General features: G+C 42.0%; 14 protein-coding genes and 1 pseudogene. 7 read left to right on the top strand and 8 right to left on the bottom strand.

The features are described 5' to 3' along the window. Positions 1-322 precede the first annotated feature (322 nt). Complete coding sequence (locus tag V7K49_RS34335; protein WP_335209694.1) at positions 323-2,236, top strand: protein kinase domain-containing protein; 1,914 nt, start codon at positions 323-325, stop codon at positions 2,234-2,236. Between the two features lie 464 nt (positions 2,237-2,700). Here V7K49_RS34335 and V7K49_RS34330 read toward each other — a convergent pair whose 3' ends face one another. After that, a complete protein-coding gene (locus V7K49_RS34330) occupies positions 2,701-4,302 on the bottom strand; it encodes a peptide ligase PGM1-related protein (RefSeq protein ID WP_334867115.1) in 1,602 nt (533 codons plus the stop codon). A gap of 738 nt (positions 4,303-5,040) precedes the next feature. On the opposite strand from V7K49_RS34330, the gene V7K49_RS34325 reads away from it, so the two are divergent. Continuing rightward, positions 5,041-5,904: an SDR family oxidoreductase gene (locus V7K49_RS34325; RefSeq protein WP_335209692.1), complete on the top strand. Its 864-nt coding sequence runs from the start codon at positions 5,041-5,043 to the stop codon at positions 5,902-5,904. A 565-nt stretch (positions 5,905-6,469) separates the two neighbouring features. Further along, positions 6,470-6,727 carry a hypothetical protein gene (locus V7K49_RS34320; RefSeq protein ID WP_273768621.1) on the top strand — a complete coding sequence of 86 codons (258 nt, stop codon included), beginning with the start codon at positions 6,470-6,472 and terminating at the stop codon, positions 6,725-6,727. A 76-nt stretch (positions 6,728-6,803) separates the two neighbouring features. On the opposite strand, the gene mgtE is transcribed toward V7K49_RS34320, so the two are convergent. Then, positions 6,804-8,201: a magnesium transporter gene (gene mgtE / locus V7K49_RS34315; protein ID WP_335209690.1), complete on the bottom strand. Its 1,398-nt coding sequence runs from the start codon at positions 8,199-8,201 to the stop codon at positions 6,804-6,806. A gap of 1,177 nt (positions 8,202-9,378) precedes the next feature. On the opposite strand from mgtE, the gene V7K49_RS34310 reads away from it, so the two are divergent. Then, a complete protein-coding gene (locus V7K49_RS34310; RefSeq protein WP_335209688.1) occupies positions 9,379-12,411 on the top strand; it encodes a PA14 domain-containing protein in 3,033 nt (1,010 codons plus the stop codon). A gap of 46 nt (positions 12,412-12,457) precedes the next feature. Here the strand turns inward: V7K49_RS34310 and V7K49_RS34305 are convergent, their stop codons facing one another. From V7K49_RS34305 to V7K49_RS34295, 3 genes and pseudogenes are all read right to left on the bottom strand, one after another. Then, positions 12,458-14,008: a mercuric reductase gene (locus V7K49_RS34305; RefSeq protein ID WP_335209686.1), complete on the bottom strand. Its 1,551-nt coding sequence runs from the start codon at positions 14,006-14,008 to the stop codon at positions 12,458-12,460. Positions 14,009-14,368: 360 nt separating this feature from the next. Further along, positions 14,369-14,605 (bottom strand): annotated as a pseudogene (locus V7K49_RS34300) (glycosyltransferase); the annotation flags it as partial. Continuing rightward, entirely contained in the window at positions 14,602-15,003 is a 402-nt protein-coding gene (locus tag V7K49_RS34295; RefSeq protein ID WP_335209684.1) for a CU044_2847 family protein, read from the bottom strand. The gene V7K49_RS34295 and the pseudogene V7K49_RS34300, both read right to left, overlap by 4 nt. A 134-nt stretch (positions 15,004-15,137) precedes the next feature. Between V7K49_RS34295 and V7K49_RS34290 the strand changes: the two genes are divergently transcribed. Beyond that, the gene (locus tag V7K49_RS34290; RefSeq protein WP_335209683.1) at positions 15,138-18,035 is read left to right on the top strand and encodes an nSTAND1 domain-containing NTPase; all 2,898 of its coding nucleotides are present in this window, start codon (positions 15,138-15,140) and stop codon (positions 18,033-18,035) included. A gap of 173 nt (positions 18,036-18,208) precedes the next feature. Here the strand turns inward: V7K49_RS34290 and V7K49_RS34285 are convergent, their stop codons facing one another. Then, a complete protein-coding gene (locus V7K49_RS34285; protein WP_335209681.1) occupies positions 18,209-18,547 on the bottom strand; it encodes a hypothetical protein in 339 nt (112 codons plus the stop codon). 251 nt (positions 18,548-18,798) lie between these two features. Here V7K49_RS34285 and V7K49_RS34280 point away from each other — a divergent pair, with 251 nt between their 5' ends. Continuing rightward, positions 18,799-19,260, top strand: a complete 462-nt coding sequence (locus V7K49_RS34280; RefSeq protein ID WP_335209679.1) for a cupin domain-containing protein — start codon at positions 18,799-18,801, stop codon at positions 19,258-19,260. A gap of 234 nt (positions 19,261-19,494) precedes the next feature. Here V7K49_RS34280 and V7K49_RS34275 read toward each other — a convergent pair whose 3' ends face one another. Both V7K49_RS34275 and V7K49_RS34270 read right to left on the bottom strand, forming a co-directional pair. After that, complete coding sequence (locus tag V7K49_RS34275; protein WP_335209677.1) at positions 19,495-20,052, bottom strand: DUF2808 domain-containing protein; 558 nt, start codon at positions 20,050-20,052, stop codon at positions 19,495-19,497. Positions 20,053-20,074: 22 nt separating this feature from the next. Continuing rightward, complete coding sequence (locus V7K49_RS34270) at positions 20,075-20,512, bottom strand: DoxX family protein (protein ID WP_335209675.1); 438 nt, start codon at positions 20,510-20,512, stop codon at positions 20,075-20,077. 204 nt (positions 20,513-20,716) lie between these two features. Here V7K49_RS34270 and V7K49_RS34265 point away from each other — a divergent pair, with 204 nt between their 5' ends. Beyond that, positions 20,717-22,891, top strand: a complete 2,175-nt coding sequence (locus tag V7K49_RS34265) for a DEAD/DEAH box helicase (RefSeq protein ID WP_335209673.1) — start codon at positions 20,717-20,719, stop codon at positions 22,889-22,891. Positions 22,892-22,910 lie beyond the last annotated feature (19 nt).

Below are 22,910 nucleotides of genomic sequence, written 5' to 3'. Positions count from 1 at the left end.
TTAGCAGATAAAAGTAACCTTAATTCGATGAGTAGAGTCTGCTATAGCTCAAAATGAGTAAAAAATAGTCACGCTGACGACCCTCGTCGAATTTGCGTTAAGTTAACATCAGGAACAAAGTTCAACTGTCATCGGTCTTAATTTTAAACATTTTATCAAATTGCTAGGATTACTTTTATGTTAATCTAAGTATAATTAAAAATATCAGTTGTAAAAATTACGAGTATATATTTAGTTTACGAAGCAAGCACTTATATTTGTAATACTAGTACTATCTCTGACTAAAGCTAACACTTTAAAGTAACTAGGATGGGTTGCCCAGATGAAATCCCCACCTTCTTCAAATTCTTGGATTGGTCGTTTCGTAGGTGATAATCAGCGATATCGTTTAGACAGACGGTTAGGCGGGGGTGGCATGGGAGAAGTCTTCCTGGCAACGGACACCCGTGTAGGTCAGCAGGTAGCGTTGAAGTTGCTCAAAGATACGCTGGTGGCATCGCAAGAAATGAGAAAGCGTTTTGAGCGTGAGGTGGCAGTTTGTGCTGCTTTGCAAAGTGACCACATTGTTAAGATTAGTGACTGTGGAGTCACCCCAGAAGGTTTTCCATTTTACGTAATGGAATATTTGCGGGGGCAAACGCTCGGACAACTACTGCTGCGCGAAAAGCGGCTACCTGTTGAGCGGACGGTGAAGATTATGGCGCAAGTTTGCAAGGGTCTACAGCTTGCCCATCAAGGAGTTACTCTCCAACGGGATGGCGGAAAAACTACTGAACATATTCAGGTAGTTCATCGTGACCTGAAACCAGATAATATATTTTTAGTGCCTACAGATTTGGGAGAGTGGGTAAAGGTTTTGGATTTTGGTGTTGCCAAAATTCGGAGTGAATCTTTAGAAAATTCCAACATTACAAATATAACTAGTACATTTATCGGGACATTTCGTTACGCACCTCCTGAACAAATCCAAAGCGATAAAAACCTAGACGCTAGAGGTGATATTTACAGCTTAGGGATTATCCTTTATGAAATGCTGAGTGCAGCCGACCCATTTGGAATTAGCATTAAGGGTAGTCATATCAGTGAAGCTTCTTGGGTATTAGCTCATGCTTATGAGCCACCGAAACCACTGCGATCGCAACCAGGGTGTGAGAATTTACCCGTACAAATAGAAGCGGTGGTGATGAAATGCCTCCACAAGAACCCAGCTAACCGATTTGCAACAGTAGAAGAACTGAATCAGGCTTTGCAAGCTGCTGCCAAATTTGTCACAGGGACTACTCCACCGGAAGAGATTACTGGGCAATCGCAACCTCCTTACAATCAAGGTTCAAATCACGAAACTGTTCCGAGACAATCGAACGACGACACCATTCTGCGTCCTCCATCTCCGTATAATCAAGGTTCAAATCACGAAACTGTTGCGAGACAATCGAACGACGACACCATTATTCGTCCTCCATCTGAGTACAATCAAGGTTCAAATCACGAAACTGTTCCGAGACAATCGAACGACGACACCATTATTCGCCCCCAATCTGCATCCAATCAAGATTCAAATAACGAAACCGTTCCGAGACAGTTTAACCCGATTGAGCAAAACCAACCTGAGTCAAGCGTTCCTCCCCTTCAGACTGGGCACAATCAAGGTTCAAATAACGAAACTATTCCGAGACAGTTTAACCCAGTTGAGCAAAATCAACAGAGTCCTGTGAATAATCCGAACGCTAGCAAACAGGATGTAACGTTGTATCAACCGCGACCTGCATCTAATCAAGGTGGGCAACAAGTGCCACCAGATAAGACGTTGTATCAACCGCGACCTGCATCTAATCAAGGCAAACCACAAGTGCCACCAGATAAGACGTTGTTTCAACCGCGACCTGCATCTAATCAAGGCGGGCAACAAGTGCCGCCAGATAAGACGTTGTTTCAACCGCGACCTGCATCTAATCAAGGCAGACCACAAGTGCCGCCAGATGTGACGTTGTATCAACCGCGACCTGCATCTAATCAAGGCAGACCACAAGTGCGAACGGATGACACTATTTACCAACCAAAGCTAAACGAGCAGCTAGCTAGGAGAATTACTCCCAATTTCTTGCGAATCCTGGGAGTGGTCTTAGCTATTGGGCTGACTTTAGCATTAGTAACCTATATATATACTCAATTTCAATCTCGTAAACAGCCAAGCAATCAGCAAGGTTTACCTAATAAGGAACGGATTCAGAACTAATTAGCTAATTAGCAATGAACTACCCCGCTCATCTAAGAAGATGGGCGAGGTTTCTGACGCATCCTAAACGGCTAGTTACTTAAACCCACCGCAATGGGTAGAAGTAGAGCTATCCGATTCTGCCTCAAGACTAGCGGTAGAGCCGCAATTGAAGAGCATTTCCAGCCAGAGGCTGGAAACGAGGTTTTTAAAAGGGTTTGAGCTTAAGTTGACACCAATGGACCGCGCTGGCTCCCCAATGCACTGGCCCGTCTACACGAGGCAAATTCAAGCCCTGAATTTTTCCTTAGTCCGCGCAGGCTAACTACCCTGCCAGAAGCCTTTGACTACCTTTGTATAGCCAAGCCAATGCGATGGTCGCGAAGCGAACCGCCTTCGGCATCGCAATCCGGTTCGGTTAAGATCCCCCCGTCTACGGCGATCCCTTAAATAAGGGGGTTAAAGAATGTTGCAAACGACATTTATTAACTATATTCATCCCAAGCCACGGGAAAAGAATAATCTGAAAACGCCGATAAATTCTGATTGTTGCTGCGGGTTTCTTCATCCAGAACTTTGATAACTTTGTTATAAATGTCTTGTGCCTGCTGCGGGGAATCACCGATGCTGGTTAATCCCAACTTGCCAAACTGCGAAAGACAACCTATAAGATGAAACACTGTGCCCGTTTCACTACAGCTGTCAAAGTGCAATCTGTGTTCAGCAATGATATCCATCAAATTATTCGGTAATAATCCCTGGTAGCGCTCTTTTTGCAGATTATCAGTGGCGGTGTAGTATTTTGGACGACCTTGCTGAGTATAAAATAAACCCGTGGAAAGGTCATAGCGACCGTTTGTTAATAATTTCAGGGTCATGAATGGATGAGTCGTGCCGCCTTTACGCAGGTTAATTTCGATCGCCTGAATATCCCACTCTCCGTTACCCTTGTCAACGGCGATAAAATCTAATCCAAATCGTTCTAAAGTACCTTTCTCTGCTAGTTTTCTGCCAACTTGTAATCCCAATTGCTGTAATTGCAACCGATAGCTTTCATCAGCTGGGAAGCGACAACCAAGATAAATCTGACCGTCTGGTCCTCCGAGAATTTGGTCGTGGGTTGAAAGGATTTCCACTTCGCCATTGGGTGTGATCCTTCCTTGGACGCTGGGCGATCGCTTAATTTCCCCTTCCACAAATGCTTCAGCGAGCGCCCCTAACTCAGGGATTCTTCCGGAAAAATGATCCCAAGTCTCTTGTTTTGCTTGAAAGCGCATTGTTGAGAAGCGATCGCTAATTGCTGCTACCCTTTGGGCCCGAGTTCCTTTGCCTGGAGCGACATTCTCAATTGGTCTAAAGTCTAGCAGCGCATTCCCTTCTCCAGAAATGCCTTCGTTGAGTTTCACTACTACCCGTTTTAATGTTGGTTGGCGTTCCCACAAATCACTAGTAGCTTCTGCCAGATCTGTGTGGTTCCAAACTTTTTCGCAGCCATCTGGATAAGGTACTCCACTTTCGGCAAAGATTTGCCGACTGCCACTTTTTGTCCCCCAAATCTGTAAATCTGGTGCAGCAGCATACAGTGGTACACCTAATTTTACAGACAACTCGCCTTCCCACTGCGTAGAGTTGTAGCAGATCATAAACGATTTGTCTAGCCTCAAAGCTTGATGAATCCGCTCTAGCAGGCGGGGGCGTTCTAAAATCTTTTGGCTTAGAGGCTTAAGAGAGGAATCGTAAGTAGAAAGTAGCAGCAAGCGATTGCGAGCATGAGAAAAGGGAATTCCTGGCAAAAGTTGCAAGTAATAATCAATGATACTAGGATGCAGTGGTACTGATGTCACATAGATCAGCCGAGTCCGGGGATTCTGCAACCGGATCAAGGAAAATAGTAATCTTTCTTCATAATGCTCGCAGCCTTCGATCTTTTGGAGTTCGCCCTGGTCGATACTCAGAGAGGGAATAATTAAAATATCTGCTTCACTATTGTCAAATAGCTCGCTCGTTTTCCAGCGATCGCGTAGAGTTAATTGTAAGTTGCGAAACTTTTCAACTTGTTCTAACTCAGAAATATTTTCTATTGCCATAACCCCAGCCCTCAAATGATTTCAATGTAGCGCACCATGCAGGCTTTTGGATTATTAGTTTCAGGACTAGTCGTCAGATACTTTTGTAAGGAGTTTAGTTTGCAAGAAAATAGCTATGCAGATATCAGCCAAAATAAATATTAAAATTAACGAAAATTGATGGTATAAAGGTAGGTGTTTTTGCAAAGACGAAGTGAGAAAGTATAAATCTTTATTTTCATTGAAATCTTTATTTTCATTTATCGAAAATGGCACGATTATTGAGCCGATAGAGATGATTATAAACTAATTAAGTTACTCTCACTTATTTAATTGATTCTCCGTCTTCAGGTTGAGTAAATTTCAGTTTTTTTACCTCTCAGGAGCGATAAAGTAGAGCAATATAATAGTTAACTTGAAAGCAGGTGAAAACGAGAAATCCTTCATCAGATGAAAGTTGTGTACTTATTTTTCGTTATCAGCTTCATAGCGTGTATCAACTGTGAAGATAAATGATCTAAGCTGCGTGTAGTTGCCAGCAATAAGTACGTTTAGCAACTATTGGGGTGTATAAACGCCTAAAATTGCAAATGGCATGTGGGAGCCAAAGCAAAAAACAAACCTTGGATCGAAAATTCTATCCGAGGTTTAGTTTTGGAATGAGAATTGCTGGGATGAAGGAAACAAGGAGAACACGGGGAATAACCAATGCCCCATGCCCAATTCAATATTCAATATTCAATTACCAAGACAAAACCTATGCCTAAATCAAAAGAGAAAAAATTACAACCGCCACAGGAACAGCAAACACCAGGTGTTGAATCAGAAATGACACCAAAACCCAAAGCAGATGATGCCCAGTATCAGGGTAGTGGCAAGTTAAAAGATAAAGTAGCATTAATTACGGGTGCAGATAGTGGTATTGGTCGTGCTGTAGCGATCGCATTTGCTAAAGAAGGTGCAGATGTGGCGATCCTTTACTTGAATGAACACGACGATGCCAAAGAAACAAAACATTTAGTAGAAAAACAAGGGCGTCGTGCAGTAACTATCGCAGGCGATATTGGCGATGAAACTTTTTGTCAGCAAGCTATCCAACAAACAGTTGGTGAGTTTGGTAAACTTGATATTCTGATCAACAATGCCGCCGAACAACATCCTCAAGAAAGTATTGAGGAAATCACCAAAGAACAATTAGAGCGCACTTTCCGGACTAATATATTCTCGATGTTTTTCATGACTAAAGCTGCACTCAAGCATTTACAAGCAGGTAGTTCTATCATCAATACCACATCAGTAACAGCTTATAAAGGTAACCCAGAACTACTAGATTATTCTTCCACAAAAGGTGCGATCGTTGCCTTTACTCGTTCTTTATCACAAAATTTGATGTCAAAAAAGATTCGAGTTAATGCTGTTGCACCAGGACCTATTTGGACACCTTTAATTCCCTCAACTTTCCCCGAAGATAAAGTTGAAATTTTTGGCAAACAAGTACCAATGGAACGAGCAGGACAACCAGAAGAAGTTGCTCCTAGCTACGTATTTTTAGCCTCTGATGATGCTTCTTATATGTCTGGTCAAGTGTTACATGTCAATGGTGGAGAAGTTGTCAATGGTTAAGTAAAATAGTTAGGAGTCATTCAATTTGGGATTTTAGGTTTTTCCTTTAATCCCAAATTCAAAAACCCAAGTTGGCATTTGAAATTTAGAGTTATAAATTTTTAACTTTTAACTCCTAACTCTACCGAATTTACAATGTTTAAATTTTGGATAATGGAATTGTTGGCGGAGCTTCTCGTAGAGAAGATTTTTGAGATCCATTATTTAATGCATGTTTGTCCCTTGCGCGTCTGGTAGAGTTGCCCCCGAATTGAAACGCGAGTATAATTCTATTATCCAAAATCCTTGCATTAATTGACTTGCCCACTTCGGCTACGCTCAGTGCATCGCCTGACTTGATTGCTGGGGTCAATCCAAAATCTAAAATCGTTCGACTGAGCGACTTGTACTAAGCGACTTATACTGAGCGACTTGTACTGAGCGCAGCCGAAGTAAGTCGAGATAAGCCGAAGTCTAAAATCCAAAATTGATTGACCCTAATTGTCTTCCATTGGAGGGATGAGTCAATGTGGAAATATTGATAATCTGTCTAGCAGTAAACATTTAAGAAATAATAACTACGTCTATGGCATCTCCTACACCCCTGCATGGCACGGAACTAGTAGATTGTGCTAGAGCAAATGCCAAGGAAGGAATTGAAACTGCTGCTTATCAATGTGGCTATGGTCAAGACCTCAACAAATTTGCACGAGAACTGAGACAAGCTTGTGAAGAAATGAATTTACAAGTGAAGGAACTCAGCGGATTGATTACTGACCAGGACGCGATATTACAATTGGGTACTGGCGAAATTGTTGCTCCAGATACGGAATCAGAATTGTAAAAGTTAGGAGTGAGCAGTGAGGAGTTAGGAGTTAGGAGTTTTGAATTAAAAAAATATTTAACTTATAACTCATAATTCATAATTTTAAAATTACCCGCGCCAAATTGAAGTAAATTAAAACGCCAACAACATCAACTGCTGTGGTAATAAATGGTGCTGACATTAATGCCGGATCTAAACGAAGGTAGCGAAATAGAAACGGTAATGCTGAACCAGAAATAGAAGCTAAAATAGAAATCGCTACCAGACTAGCGCCTACAGCGATCGCAACTTCTAATCTTCCTTGGAGAAAATAAGCCCAGACAGTAGCGATCGTACCTGACATTCCTCCCAATAATACCCCAGCCATCGCCTCCCGGCCGATTACCTGCAATGCCCCAAGCGATCGGATTTCATCGGTATTCATCCCACGAATCACGACTGTGGAAGACTGGGCACCCACATTACCACCAGTACCAGTCAGCAACGGCATAAACGCTGTCAGTGTCACCACTTTTGCCAACATATCTTCTTGCGACTTAATAATTGTTCCTGTGATGGTATTGGTTACAAGTAAGACCAATAACCACACGACCCGCTTCCGAGCAATTTCCAGTAAATTCATCTGAAAATAATTGTCGCCCCCCGACTGCACACCACCCAAGGCATAGATATCCTCGGTGGTTTCCTGTTGCAGAATATCAATCACATCATCCACGGTAACAATACTTACTAGACGCTGTTCCCGATCTACCACAGGCACAGCCAGAAAGTCATATCTTTGGATTAATCTTGCAACTTCTTCCTGGTCTGTATCAGTGTGGACAAACACCACATCACGGGTCATAATTTCGCCAATAATTTGCTCAGGCTCAGACGTGACCAACTCCCGTAACGAGACAATCCCCGTTAAGCGCCTTTCTGCATCAGTGACATAAAGATAATAAATCATCTCACTGGCATTAGCAAAGTTGCGAATTCGCTCTAGGGCTTGAGATACTGTAAAGTTTTCTTTCAGCGAGATTAACTCTAGCGTCATGATTCGCCCAGCAGTATCAGCTTCATAACCCAATAGTTGGGCTGTAGCTTGACGTTCTGCTGGACTCAGTTGTTCTAGCAGGCGATTGACGACTTTTGCTGATAATTCATCAAATAACCTAGCTCGGTCATCTGGCGACATTTGATCGACAATATCGCGGACTTCCTGGCTTTTAAGTTCGTCGATTAACTGTTCTTGAACACTGTAGTCGAGATATTCATAAACTTCGATTGCCTCATCTTTAAAAAGCAAGCGAAAAGCCAAAGCGTGCATTGCTTCTGGCAAACCCTCAATCGCCTCGGCAATATCCGCAGGCTGCACAGGTACGAGAATAGCTTTTGCTCCCTGCAAGTCTCCCGCTTCTAGGAGCATTTGCAGCTGAGTCCGCACTAAACCTCGCAATTCCCTGCGTGAGACATTCTGGATGGTAGAGCTTAAATTGTTTGTCTCAGTCAAAGTCCACTTTCCTCAGCCAGTTTGAACAAGGTTGCTGCCCCTAGTCTAGGGGAAAGTGGGAATGTAGAACGTCAAACTTGTAATTTTTCCGACTTTGAGTAAATTGAAACTTTTTGTAACTTAACGAAATAATCGGGGTTTCGGACGCTGGATAGTTCACCTATAACAGGGTGAGGAGAAAAGTACGATCATCGAGTAATTCCAGCAGATTGTGTTCCCTAGCTTAAATGCACGATTGGTGGGGCATTTGCAAAACTTTTCGCTCCACTGACTTTAGGTTACTACTATATGGTTCTTGTAACAAAGATATGAATTTACAGTCAATATCAAGCAGAGATAAATAATACTTCTTCAAATCTTTAAATATAAAAAACTTTTCTTTATACAACTTTTATATAAATTTTATTTATCTGGACAAAAAACATGGGATTATTCGGTAGGTTGACAAGTTTATTTAAAGATCATCAAAAATTTGATTATTCCTTTAAAAAGGTATAAATCAATGTGAATTTTTAAATAAAGTTCCACAAAAAAGATAGACATAACACTGTGATCTAGTGTCAAATGTGTAGTTGATTAATCCAAGAACAATACTTAAACTAAAATATGTAAAGTTATCATTTTTAACTACTTAAGTATGCACCTGCCCTGATTGGGTGTTGCTTTACTCAAACTTAATGCACCTGCATATCAGTAAGATTAGAAGCTTTCAATAATGGTGATTTATAATTTTTTTTGATTAAATTCACCAAATTGAATTTATATATATCAAAAACTCAGAAATTTGTCGAAAGAAAACAAAGATTCATAAGGACTAATACGCCCTTCAAGTAATCTTTAGTATTTCTTGTCATACATATTTTTCTATATATCTGCTTTCCGAAAAGATATAGGAAAATATGTCACGTCATGCTCTTTTATTTTTATGTTGATACAAATAGGCAGCACAGTAGTAAAGCGGATGAGGGAAGGAGAATACATCTAAGGAATAATTTGTATCAGCAATTAAGTGAAATCGGATAAGCATTCATTAATAAGCTAATCTTTATTAGCTTATTAATATGTTTAAACCTATCATTATTACGCATTTTAACCTTGAAAACATTAAACATAAAACTAATCCTAAAGCATTGATGACTGGCATTAGTTTTAGCTCTATTGTGAGGCATATATCTCAATGAATTCACAGAATAAACAGTTGTCAACAGCTGCAAGTCCAACAATTGCTGCTCCACCATCTGGTCTAGATCAGGCACAACTCAGCAGTATTTCTGCTAAGTCTAGCAGCAGCGTACTCTCTCAAGGAGATGGACTCAAAGCCGAGTACTACGACAACAAAGACTTCACTAACCTGAAGGTAACTCGCACAGATCCGACGGTGAACTTTAACTGGGGCCAAGGTTCTCCAAATCCATCCATAGGTGCTGATACCTTCTCAGCGCGTTGGACAGGTCAGGTGCAAGCCAAGTACAGCGAAACTTACAAGTTCTACACCACTGCTGATGATGGTGTGCGACTGTGGGTCAATGGTCAGCAAATCATCAATCAGTTTGTCAATCAATCTGCCACAGAATCAAGTGGCTCAATCGCACTGGTTGCAGGTCAGAAGTATGATATTAAACTTGAGTACTACGAAAATACCAGCTATGCCGTTTCTAAACTGGCTTGGTCAAGTTCCTCTCAGACCAAGGAAATCATTCCCCAGTCCCAACTGTATAGTAATGTCAACACACCTACTAATGGCAACGGACTCCAAGCTGATTACTACGACAACAAAGACTTCACCAACCTGAAGGTAACTCGCACAGATCCGACGGTGAACTTTAACTGGGGCCAAGGTTCTCCAAATCCATCCATAGGTGCTGATACCTTCTCAGCGCGTTGGACAGGTCAGGTGCAAGCCAAGTACAGCGAAACTTACAAGTTCTACACCACTGCTGATGATGGTGTGCGACTGTGGGTCAATGGTCAGCAAATCATCAATCAGTTTGTCAATCAATCTGCCACAGAATCAAGTGGCTCAATCGCACTGGTTGCAGGTCAGAAGTATGATATTAAACTTGAGTACTACGAAAATACCAGCTATGCCGTTTCCAAACTGGCTTGGTCAAGTTCCTCTCAGACCAAGGAAATCATTCCTCAGTCCCAACTGTATTCACCAGTCCTTCAGTCCACTATCACCTTAGGATCATCTTCTACGACTGTGAACGAAGGCAGTGGTAGTGTTACCATAAATTTGCTGAGAACTGGTGATTTAAGCAGCACTTCTTCAATCAAGTATGCAACCATAGCTGGTACTGCCAAAGCAGGAATTGACTACGGAAGTGAAGGCACCGAAAGCGCTGGAACACTTATTTTTGCGGCGGGACAAAGCAGCAGACAGATATCCATTCCGATCAATGACGATTCATTAGCAGAACCAGATGAAACTTTTAATTTTGTGATTGATCAGCCAGGGGGGGCAACACTAGGACTCCAAAGAACTATCGGAATTACGATTCAAGATAACGATCGCTCTAGCCTCGATTTCACTCAGCCAGTAGTTAATGAGGGTGCGGGTACTGCTACGGTGACAGTTACACGGGGTAATGCCTTGGGGGCTGCTAGTCTGGACTACATAACTGTGAATGGGACTGCTAAAGCTGGATCTGACTACAAGGCTGTATCTGGAACCTTAGCCTTTGCAGCAGGACAAGCCAGTAAGAATATTCTTATCCCCATTATTAATGACACCGTTGGGGAGCAAAATGAAACGTTTACTTTGAAGTTCAGTAAGGCAGTTGGAGTGCAACTAAATACTCAACAGACAACTGTCACTATTATCGATAATGACTCTGGTAACTTTGCAGTAGATACGGTAGCTTCTGGTTTGACTCAACCTACAGCTTTTGACTGGACATCTGACGGTAAGCGCATGTTCATTGCCCAGAAAGATGGGGTAGTGCGAGTCTTGAACAACGGCACCTTATTATCAACACCATTTATTGATATTTCTGGACAAGTTAATGATACGCGCGATCGGGGTTTGTTAGGCATTGCCGTACATCCAGATTTTGGCAAAAATCCAAATGGCAACAACTATGTTTACCTGTTGTATACCTACGATCCACCAGAAACCAATCCAAAGAATTCTAAGAACAATCCCAATAGCACATTGGACAATCCTGATGAGAATGGGAATCGGACTGCACAGCTAATTCGGGTGACAGCTGACCCCAAGACTAATTACACTACTGCCATTGCTGGCAGCCAAGTTGTGCTGCTGGGTACTAATGCCACTTGGGATAATATCAGCCACCCAGATGGAAATAGTACAAATGTCTCACTTGGCTACGCACCATCAGGAATTATCAACAAAGATACTGGTAAGCGGTTTACCAGCTTGCAGGATTATCTGAATAATCTCGATAAAGTCGAAGATGTCCAGAATTTTATAGCCAACGATAGTGAATCTCACTCAATTGGTTCTGTGCGCTTTGGTACTGATGGTTCTCTGTTTGTGAGTATAGGAGATGGCACTTCCTACAATGGCATAGACCCCCGAGCAATTCGTGTCCAGGATGTCAATAGTCTGTCCGGCAAGATCCTGCACATTGATGCGATTACTGGTAAAGGCTTATCAAGTAATCCTTTTTACAACGGAGATCCCAATAGCAATCGTTCCAAGGTTTATGACTTAGGTTTGCGTAACCCCTTCCGTTTCACAATTGATAAGAAGACTAATACCCCTGTTATTGGTGATGTTGGCTACTATCTTTACGAAGAGGTCAATGTCGGAAAACCAGGAGCTGACTTTGGCTGGCCGTTCTATGAAGGTGGCCTTGATGCGAATGGCAATATCGTCAGCCTGAAACAACCAAACTATGCTAACCTAGATGCAGCGAAAGCCTTCTATAGTAGTGGCAAAACTGTTACAGCACCAGTTTACACCTACAAGCATTTTAGTTCCAATTCGATTGTTTTGGGTGATTTTTACACAGGCAATACTTTCCCCTCAATCTATCAAGGTGCCTTATTCGTTGGTGATTTCAGTCAAGGAACTATCGATGCTTTGACATTCGATAGTCAGGGCAAATTTGTCTCAGTTAAGCGGTTTGCTACCCTGACAGAAAAACAAGGAGTGGCTGTACAAATCACTACTGGACAGGATGGCAATCTGTATTACGCAGACATCGCCAACGGCAACATTGATCGCTTCCGACCTGTTTAAAGATCACATAACAGTGAACAGTCAGATAACTGTTCACTAATTTTGGTCAAGATAACTTTGTCAAAAATCCCAACAATTTTTTAGTATTTGATGTCAAGAGGGTAAGACAATAAGCATCAGCTGCTTTTTTAATAGCTTCGGCTTGAGTGGGATAAGGATGAATTACACTGCTTAACTTACTCAAACCGATCTTATTCACAATTGCCGTAGTTACAACTGATATCATCTCACTCGCGTGACTGGCGACAATAGTTGCACCGATAATTTCATCAGACCTTTTTTTATGGTGGATTTTGAGAAATCCTGACTCTTCACCATCTGCGATCGCTCGGTCTACACTACTAAAAGGGATCTTAATTGTCGTCACCTCAATCCCCAACTTCTGCGCCTCGTGTTCGCACAATCCTACGTGGGCAATTTCTGGGTCAGTATAAGTTACCCAAGGCATCACCAAACTACTAAGTTTGGAGCGTCCCAAGCCAAAGGGAGAAAACAGGATATTTTTAATCACAATCCGCGCCGCTGCATCAGCAGCATGGGTAAACTTCCAGTTCATACAGATATCACCAGCTGCATAAATTTTGGGATTGGTCGTCTGGAGATAATCGTTTACTTTCACACCTTGGCGCTGATCATATTTTACCCCCACTGCTTCTAAATTCAGACCTTCCACATTTGGCGATCGCCCCGCACCGACTAAAATTTCATCTACTGTTACCGAATCTCGATGACCATTGGAGGAAAAGTAAAGCCGTTTCCCCTGAGTAACTGTTACCACTTCTTCCAACTTGGAATTTAGTACCACGCGAATTCCTTCGCTAATCAAAACCTTTTGGAGAATTTCAGCGGCCTCAGCGTCTTCTTTATTCAGAAGATGAGAACCGCTATGGAAAAGTACCACCTCAGAACCCAAGCGTCGGAAAGCTTGCGCCAATTCGCAACCAATGGGGCCGCCACCAATCACCGCCAAACGTTCCGGTCGTTGAATCAGGGAAAAAACCGTCTCATTAGTTAGATAACCCGCCTTTTCAATTCCCGGAATCGACAGTTGTGCAGCCCTAGTGCCAGTAGCAATTACAGCTTTTTTAAACCGGAGGGTTTTGTCGCCAACTTCCACGGAATTTTTACTCGCAAATCGACCGCTACCCAAAAAGACATCAACACCCAAGAATGAGAAGCGCTCCGCCGAGTCGTTATGGCTGATACTAGCCCTTATCCGCCGCATCCTTGCCATGACTTTGGGAAAATCAACATCAATATTATGTTGGGGAATATTAACTCCCAAGTCTTTAGCATCCCTGATTTCGCCAACGACGCGAGCAGAGCGAATAATAGTTTTAGATGGTACGCAACCAACATTTAAGCAATCCCCACCCATGAGATGCTTTTCAATTAACGCCACTTTTAAACCCAAATCCAGACCTGCTGCGCCTGCCGCCACCACTAATCCCGCCGTACCAGCACCAATTACTACCAAGTCGTAAACATCTGCCGGTTGAGGATTAACCCAATTTGGGGGATGGACGTGAGACACCAACTTTTGGTTATACTCATCCATTGGGCGAACTGTGACTCTCTCTAAATCTGAATTGGACATTGGTGGAACCTCATTTGAGAATTAAAAATGCTCAAGTCAACGCCTTTGCGGTATTCAAAATTAAGAATTCCGATAAATTTAGGCGGCTCAATCTTTTATTGTTAATGGTTGTTTAACAACGAATACAGCCTTTCAACTGTTTTGTCCGTCTGGAATTGACAGATTCTATTGAAGTTTTCCTGTATAAAGGTTTCAGCAATGGATAATTTATCTTTAGCTGATTAGATATTGGTGTAGAGACGCGTTAAAAGCGGCACGAAGTGTAATTTCGTGTTTCTAGAAGGTTTTTGAAATCACGCAAAATCATTTTCATCCCTGAATTCAGCAACGCCTGAATTTTTAATTGCCACTTACTTCCTCGTTCATTTGCACAGCCCGACCGGGAGACGATGAGATAATTTTGACACTTAAAGACTGAGCAATTTCTACTGTGCCATCCTCTAAGCCAGCATCTACTATGATTACTTCTATATCTTTACTGGGTTGAGTAGTTGCGTTGGCGTAGCCCACCGTAGGTATCGCTTCTTTGATATTCCCCGCTTCATTGAGTACCGGAATAATAATATAAATTTTGACAGCACTAATATTCTGACTCATGATTGCTGAGTTTTCTTTTCCAGTTGGTCAGGAAATGAACACTCTACCGTTACCTTAAGATTGCTCTCAGCCGTGCCTTTAGTTACGTAAGGTATACCTGCTTCACCACCAACTTTGATCCCAAATTCAAGAGTGACTTTATTAATATTAGCAATAGGAATTTTCTTAAAAGCATTGAGTGTATAAACAGTGTAAGCCCGGATTGTACCTTCAATTGCTTGGAAATTTTGCACTATCTGTTTTTGTGCAACATCAGCATCCCATCCCTTATCAATTAGGGCTTCTTCCTCTCCCTGTGGGGAAACTTCGATGCTAACTGGTGGTGCATCTACATTATCTGTGGCTTCAATGTAAATAATCGTGCCATCTTCTAACTGGATAGGTGTGAGTTGAGTCATGGGTAAATCTTGGATAAAAGAATTGCGTGTAAGGTAGCACAGCTGTAGTAACCTACAAATTTTTACGGAAAATGCGGTAAATTTCTTGTAAAAGCTGGAAATAATTCGGCACAACTATCATAGGGCTTTCCAGGATGAGTCGAGACGCTTTGGTGGTGGGAATTAATACGTATGACCGCTTAAAATGTCTCAACGCACCAGCTGCGGATGCTGAAGCGATCGCTCAAATCTTACAACAATATGGTGAATTTCAGGTAACGCGGCTCCCAGCAGTCAAAGATAAGGAAAATGAGACGATTCGCATTGGTAAGCAAACTAAAGTTGCTTTAACTCAGTTAGAAAAAGCGATCGTCCAATTATTTAAGCCAGATGGGAAGCCGCCAGACACAGCGCTACTGTATTTTTCTGGTCATGGATTGCGGAAAAATCTCGGAATTCAGGAAGGTTTTTTAGCAACGAGTGAAGTCAACCCTGATACAGGTAATTGGGGATTATCTCTACAATGGCTGCGACGACTGCTGCAAGAAAGTGAAGTAAGACAACAAATTGTGATTTTGGATTGCTGCTATAGCGGGGAAGTGCTAAATTTTGCAGAGGCAGATCCAGGCGATCGGGGTAAAGGAAGAGACAGGTGTTTTATTGCTGCTTCTCGTGATTTTGAAGTAGCTTTTGAAGAGATTAACAGCCAACACAGCGTCCTAACTGCCGCACTACTCAAAGGTTTGGAACCAAAACAATACTGTTGGGTGAGTAACTACACCTTAGTAGACTTGCTTAATCAAGAACATCACCCCTTCCCCCAGCGTCCCATTTTTGCTAACTCTGGTGAAGCAATTAATTTCACCCGCAAATGGAATTCTTCTCCTGTTAACTCTACGGTACAGGTATCAGCTATTTGTCCTTACAAAGGGTTGTCATATTTTGATTGCACAGAAGCAGATGCCAATTTATTTTATGGCAGAACAGTGTTAACCGACGAGTTATTAGAAAAAGTGCGATCGGGTAATTTCCTCGCTGTGTTGGGAGCATCAGGAAGTGGCAAATCTAGTGTTGTCAGAGCGGGTTTACTTTATCAATTAAAGTTAGGACGCAGGTTATCAGGTAGCGATACTTGGCAGTTGAAAATATTTCGACCAGGGATTAACCCCTTACAAAATTTAGCCCTAGCATTTGTAGAATCAGAATTATCAGATATTGAACGCGCATCACAGTTAGCAAAAGCAGAAGAATTAATTGCTAAAGGCGCAGTTGGTTTAGGACAGTTGATTACTGCTGCACAAACTCAGCGCGTAGTGCTAGTGATAGACCAGTTTGAGGAAGCTTTTACTCAATGTCAAGACATTACAAAACGACAGCAGTTTTTTGAATGTGTGTTAAGTGCTTTGCAGCGTGATGATAATAAACTCTGCCTAATAATCACAATGCGGGCTGATTTCTTGGGCAAATGTCTGGAACAAGAGTATGGCGGACTAGCTAAGAAAATTCAAGAGCATTTAGTAACAGTAACACCGATGAATCGGGAAGAATTAGAAACAGCAATTATCAAACCTGCTGAATATATGAACTTAGCAGTAGAACCGGAATTAGTTTCTCAGATGATTGCAGATGTAGAAAATTCACCAGGGAGTTTACCGTTGTTGCAGTACACGCTGACAGAACTATGGCAGCAAAGAACTGAAGAACGGTTAACCCTAACTATGTATAGCAAACTAGGTGGAGTCAGGGGAACCCTGCAAACACGCGCTACAGAAGTTTATGAGTCATTATCACTTGAGGAACAGCAAGCAACAAAGCGGATTTTTTTAGAATTGACGCAGTTGGGAGAAGGAACAGATGATACGCGTAGACAGGTTGTGCAACGAGATTTAGTTACTTCAGAGTATCCAGAAGCTACGATCAATAGAATAATTCAACGGTTAGCTGATGAGAAGCTAGTTGTCACCAGTACCTTATCTAATCAAATTGCTGTGGTAGATGTGGCACATGAAGCACTAATTCGCCATTGGTTACTATTACGCGAGTGGATTGAGGAAAGTCGAGACATACTGCGACAAAAGCGGAAAATTGAAGCGGCGGCTGTTGAATGGCGAGATAGGCGAAGGGTAAAGGATTATCTCTTTCAGGGGAAGCGGTTAAGAGAAGTAGAAGATTTTCAGAAGCAACAAACTGAGAACTTAAGATTATCTGACTTAGCTATTGAGTTTATTCAAGCAAGTGTCACACAAAGACGGGATAATCGCTTTTGGTCAATTGCTTTTTTCTTAATTATCCCGCTGGTTTTATCAGTAGTTGGCATAGTTATTGAGAAATCGATTAGGATAAACCAACTTTGGCAAACTGTTGATGCTGCTAGAGGAAAGGAGTTTAGTCCGGCAAGAATTGAAGCACTTGAAAAACTGATGCAAGCTGGTGAGAGTCTAGCTAAGAATGATTTCAGCCATGCCATCCTCATCGGTGCCAACCTCAGCAGTGCCAACCTCAGGGATGCCGACCTCAGGGATGCCGACCTCAGGGTTGCCAACCTCAACAGTGCTGACCTCAGCAGTGCCGACCTCAGGGGTGCCTACCTCAGCGGTGCCAACCTCAGCAGTGCCAACCTCAGCAGTGCCAACCTCAGCCGTGCCGAACTCAGCCGTGCCGACCTCAGCCGTGCCGACCTCAGCGGTGCCAACCTCAGCGCTGCCTACCTCAGTGATGCCTACCTCCGCAGTGCCGACCTCAGCCGTGCCGACCTCAGCGGTGCCAACCTCAGCGCTGCCTACCTCAGCGGTGCCGACCTCAGCAGTGCCAACCTCAGCAGTGCCAACCTCAGCAGTGCCAACCTCAGCAGTGCCAACCTCAGCGGTGCCGACCTCAGCAGTGCCAACCTCAGCAGTGCCAACCTCAGCGATGCCGACCTCAGTGGTGCCGACCTCAGGTACGCCAAAAACCTTACTCCTGAGCAAGTTAAATCTGCTAATAGTTGGAAGAAGGCAAAATATAACGAGGATTTTCGTGCCAAGCTCGGTTTACCACTAGAACCAGCTAAGTGAATACTTTGGGGTTGCGTTTTTACTTCTAACCAATCCTGCAATGCAACTTTTTGCAAACTTTTTCTACATTATTATTCGACTAAAATGTAGTTGTTTTGCGGTCTTCTTTGCGTCTATGGGCAAAACAAAAAGATTTATTTGTCAGAGCGAGTAAAGCTCACAAGACTTAGAGATTACTTTGCTGGCAATGAGTTTTTATAATTAAGCGATCGCAGCAAACAAAAATGAACCTTAAAGTTAGTTTGAGGAACCTTAAAGTTAGTTTGAGGAACCTTGAAGTCGGTTTGAGGAACCTTAAAGTTAGTTTCAGGAACCTTAAAGTTAGTTTGAGGAACCTTGAAGTCGGTTTGAGGAACCTTAAAGTTAGTTTCAGGAACCTTAAAGTTAGTTTGAGGAACCTTAAAATCGTTTTGAGGAACCTTGAAGTCGTTTTGAGGAACCTTGAAGTCGTTTTGAGGAACCCTAAAGTAGCTTTTGCGAACTCTGCATCTAATTTGAGAAAATGGCATCAAAGAGCGATCGCTCTTTTCAGAGATTGCTTCGTTCGCAATGAGTTTTTATAATTAAGCGATCGCAGCAGACAAAGACAAACCCTGTAGTTAATTCCGGGAACCTTGTAGTTAGTTCCGGGAACCCTGAAGCTACTTCCGTGAACCTTGTAGTTAGTTCGGGGAACTCTACATCTAATCTTAAAAAATGGCATCAAAAAGCAATTATTAAGTGCAATAATTCACAATAAATCTGTTTCTCAATTGGTAATTCAATGATTATTAATCCCCAAGAAGTACCTAGTGAAATACGCACAAATTACCCTGATGAGTTCAAGCCAATGGTTGCAGGAAGAATACGGCAACAGTTAGGTAACTTTGCAGGATTGCAGAACTTTGGAGTAAATCTAGTAAAGTTAGAGCCTGGAAGCTATTCTTCTATAAGACACTGGCATTCTCATCAAGATGAGTTTATCTATGTTTTGGAGGGTGAACTGACATTAGTCACAGATAGAGGTGCAGAAATTCTCACACCGGGAATGGCAGCAGGATTTCCCGCAGGTGAGGCAAATGGACATCATTTCGTAAATCGCTCATCGGTGGTTGCTATTTATTTAGAGGTAGGAGATCGTACTCCCAATGACAAAGTTACTTACCCTGATGAAAATTTGATGACAACAGCTAGCCCTGATGGTAAGTCTAGAAAACTTATTCGTAAGGATGGCACACCCTATTAAATTTAGTCCTAATTTGGTCTATTGGTTCTCAATCAGGTGATCTGTGATTGAAAAGCGATACCTACGGTGGGCTACGCCAACGCTACCGACAAGTTCGCTTACAATTTAGCTAAATTTGATGTCATCTTGAGGATAATCCCCATGAGTGCGATCGCTCACTTGCCGTATTGGTTCTCAATCAGATTAAACTGTCGTGATTCCACAAAGCGTTTGACGGAATGCACCCTATGGAAACTACCACCCTCCCCTATTGCTGTAAAACTGAAACCGTCCAAAGCCGAGAAATTGTCCGTGGGAATTTTCACCCACTGGGAACGCTGTCACACCTAGTAAATAGACACCAGAAAAGCTCGGATTCTTCACAGGGCGGAGGGCGATTGTGACTGTCTGTCCTGGAGTCACAGGCGGATCAAAGTTCACAGTAACTGTTCGTGTCTTGCGTTCGCTGGTGACTGCGCCTAGTGTAAGTCGCGTTTCTTTGCGATCGCTTTTTCCGACAAACGCGTAGGTATCATTAAGATCGTAGCGGATGTTTTCTGATCCCTCCCTCTGGGCGATCGTTACCTTCTGAAGAGGTTCTCCAGCATTATCCGGCAGGTTGATAGTGAAATAGTAAGTTGCGCCCCAAATATTCACATCTTTGTAAGTAGTTGTCGCGTCAACGAGTTTCGGCGGTTGGACAAAGTAGACTATGCCATCTCTAAGCTGCACCGCTTGAGTCACCGGAATGGCAACTCCCCCAATACTTATTGCTAACGAGAGTGTTATCCCAAACAAAATTGCAACGCGCATGATTCTGATATAAAAAACGCACTTATTTCAATTTTAGTTCTTTGGGAATGAGTGACTTGGGAATGATAGAAGCTTGTTTTTCCGAATTAGAAGATTTCGTGTACCACCAAGCCCAAGCAATTAAAACTGCTTGAAAGGGAAGCCTGACTACGTGTACCCAAGGTGAATTTGGTATATGTTCTAACTGAATATGATTAACCGCCATATTGATATTGGCAGGGTAAACCGCAATAAAAAGAGCAATAAGTCCCCAAGCAGCAGCTTGACTTACAGGCGGGACTAATAAGCCGATACCACCCAAAATTTCATAAAATCCACTGAGATAAACTAATCCTAAAGGGTAAGGAAGTTGCGGTGGCATAATTTTGACATACGGTTCTGGAATAATAAAGTGTGTCGCTCCAACCACAATGATGCATATAGCAAGGACGACACGTAATATTTCCTTATACTTATTCATGGGTTTTGCCTGATTATATACTTGTCCCTATTGCTTCAGTTTGGTTTATGGATGTTAATCTGTCTTGAGTCAATAGGAGTAAAAATCGGCAAAATTTTCTAAAATACCACTTACTTCAGAGATTCATCTAATTGCCCATCATATCTTACAGCTATGTGAGCGATTCTTTAACGCTCACGTCGCTAACAATTATTCATAAAAAATATGAGCGATGCCTTTAGCCGACTTGCACCCTTCATCCAAGAATATATTTATCATCACCAGTGGACTGAATTGCGGCCAGTTCAAATTGCCGCTTGTCAAGTTATATTTGACACTGATGCTCATTTGCTAGTTACTGCTGCAACTGCTGCGGGTAAAACAGAAGCAGCCTTTCTGCCAGTTTTGACTTTATTACATGCTAATCCTGCTGCAACAATAGGAGCATTATATATTAGTCCCATTAAAGCTTTAATTAATGATCAATTTGAGCGTCTCAACGACTTACTCAAGGAAGCAGATATTCCAGTTTGGCGCTGGCACGGTGATGTTTCTCAAAGTCAAAAAAGTAAGCTTTTAAAAAATCCTCAAGGCATTCTCCAAATTACACCAGAATCTCTAGAAAGTTTGTTAATTAACAAAAATAACGACCTAGTTCACTTATTTGGTGATTTAAGATTTGTGATCATTGATGAAATTCATGCCTTTATGGGTTCAGAACGCGGTTGTCAAATTATTTGCCAATTACAACGTTTAGCAAAGTTGACACAAAAACAACCGCGCCGTATTGGTTTATCGGCGACTCTGGGTGATTATTCAACAGCTGAAAATTGGTTGTGTTCTGGAACAGAGAAGCCAGTAATTACACCGCAAATTCACGGGATAAAACGCCAAATCAAACTAGCTGTAGAACATTTTTATATTACTGATGAAGTAGATGAATCAGAAACAACAGCTTATGAACAATATATTTTCAACCTCAGCAAATCTCGTAAATGCCTGATATTTGCTAATAATCGGACACAGACCGAATCTGTAATCGCGTCTTTACGACAAATTGCTACAGAACAAAAACTACCAGATATATATCATGTGCATCATGGGAGTATATCTGCTAGCTTGCGGCAAGCAGCTGAAAATGCGATGCGTGAACCCAACAATCCAGCTGTTACTGCCGCCACCCTGACTTTAGAATTAGGCATAGATATCGGTCATTTAGAGCGAATTATTCAGTTAGAATCACCCTTGTCTGTAGCTAGTTTTTTACAGCGCTTAGGACGCAGTGGTAGAAGAGGTGAAGCTGCCGATATGCGCTTTATCTGCGCTGAAGAGAAACCATTATCAGAAGCTTCTCTACCAGAGCAAATCCCGTGGCAACTTTTGCAGTCTATCGCTATAATTCAACTTTATTTAGAGGAGCAATGGATTGAACCAATCAGACCGATTAAATACCCTTTGAGTTTGCTTTATCACCAAACAATGAGTATTTTAACCGCAGCGGGCGAAATTTCACCTAATACCCTAGCTAAACAAATTTTTAATCTGTCAAGCTTTGCTGCTATTTCCAAAGAAAATTTCCAATTATTGCTCCGCTATTTAATTGATATTGGTCATATTCAGCATACTGAACAAGGTAAATTAATCCTGGGTTTGGCAGGAGAAAAGGTTGTGAGAAAATTTCAGTTTTATGCTGTCTTTGCTGAACAGCAAGAATATATTGTTAAGCAAGGTGCAACAGAAATTGGTAGTATCGTTACACCGCCTGCTGTTGGCAATCAATTTGCTTTAGCTGGGAGAACTTGGGAAGTCGTAGAAGTTGACTTTAAAAAGAAGGCTATTTTTGTTAAACAAGCCGAGGGGAAAGCTAGTATTTATTGGCGTGGTGGTGGTGGCACTATTCATACCAAAGTTCTGCAACGAATGCAGCAAGTTTTATTTGAAAATGTCGAGTATAGCTATTTGCAAAAAAATGCTTTGCAACGTTTACGTAAAGTTCGCCAATTAATGCAGCAGGTCGGATTAGATAAACAAAATATATTGCAATTGGAAAAAGGTAAATGCTGTATTTTTCCCTGGATGGGTACAGTTGCTTATCGCACTTTAGAAAGATTACTCAACTCCTACTGTCGAGAATCGTTGGAAATTATCAGTATTGGCGGAGTAAATCCATATTATTTCACAATTAAATTAGGCAAAGATAAATTTAAATATCTTTATCATGAAATTAGTTCATTGTCTGAGCAAAGAATTAGCCCAGAAGATTTACTCACTACTTCAGAAGCACCGGAAATTCAAAAGTATGATCAATTTATTCCTCATCCACTTTTACGAAAAGCTTTTGCTAGCGATTATTTAGATATGAGAGAGCTAAAACAGCAAGTGGCACTGTGGAGAGAATAAACAATAGCACAATACTTTA

Source organism: Nostoc sp. (assembly GCF_036919675.1).
In the GTDB taxonomy this organism is placed as follows: Bacteria; Cyanobacteriota; Cyanobacteriia; order Cyanobacteriales; family Nostocaceae; genus Nostoc.
Note: the sequence above shows the minus strand (reverse complement) of the source record. Positions and strands in the feature narration are given on the sequence as shown.

Excerpts from the sequence above, each read along its gene's own strand:
- V7K49_RS34335 (WP_335209694.1), top strand. The coding sequence starts at position 323 with ATGAAATCCCCACCTTCTTCAAATTCTTGGATTGGTCGTTTCGTAGGT.
- V7K49_RS34330 (WP_334867115.1), bottom strand. The coding sequence starts at position 4,302 with ATGGCAATAGAAAATATTTCTGAGTTAGAACAAGTTGAAAAGTTTCGC.
- V7K49_RS34325 (WP_335209692.1), top strand. The coding sequence starts at position 5,041 with ATGCCTAAATCAAAAGAGAAAAAATTACAACCGCCACAGGAACAGCAA.
- V7K49_RS34320 (WP_273768621.1), top strand. The coding sequence starts at position 6,470 with ATGGCATCTCCTACACCCCTGCATGGCACGGAACTAGTAGATTGTGCT.
- V7K49_RS34310 (WP_335209688.1), top strand. The coding sequence starts at position 9,379 with ATGAATTCACAGAATAAACAGTTGTCAACAGCTGCAAGTCCAACAATT.
- V7K49_RS34305 (WP_335209686.1), bottom strand. The coding sequence starts at position 14,008 with ATGTCCAATTCAGATTTAGAGAGAGTCACAGTTCGCCCAATGGATGAG.
- V7K49_RS34295 (WP_335209684.1), bottom strand. The coding sequence starts at position 15,003 with ATGACTCAACTCACACCTATCCAGTTAGAAGATGGCACGATTATTTAC.
- V7K49_RS34290 (WP_335209683.1), top strand. The coding sequence starts at position 15,138 with ATGAGTCGAGACGCTTTGGTGGTGGGAATTAATACGTATGACCGCTTA.
- V7K49_RS34280 (WP_335209679.1), top strand. The coding sequence starts at position 18,799 with ATGATTATTAATCCCCAAGAAGTACCTAGTGAAATACGCACAAATTAC.
- V7K49_RS34275 (WP_335209677.1), bottom strand. The coding sequence starts at position 20,052 with ATGCGCGTTGCAATTTTGTTTGGGATAACACTCTCGTTAGCAATAAGT.
- V7K49_RS34270 (WP_335209675.1), bottom strand. The coding sequence starts at position 20,512 with ATGAATAAGTATAAGGAAATATTACGTGTCGTCCTTGCTATATGCATC.
- V7K49_RS34265 (WP_335209673.1), top strand. The coding sequence starts at position 20,717 with ATGAGCGATGCCTTTAGCCGACTTGCACCCTTCATCCAAGAATATATT.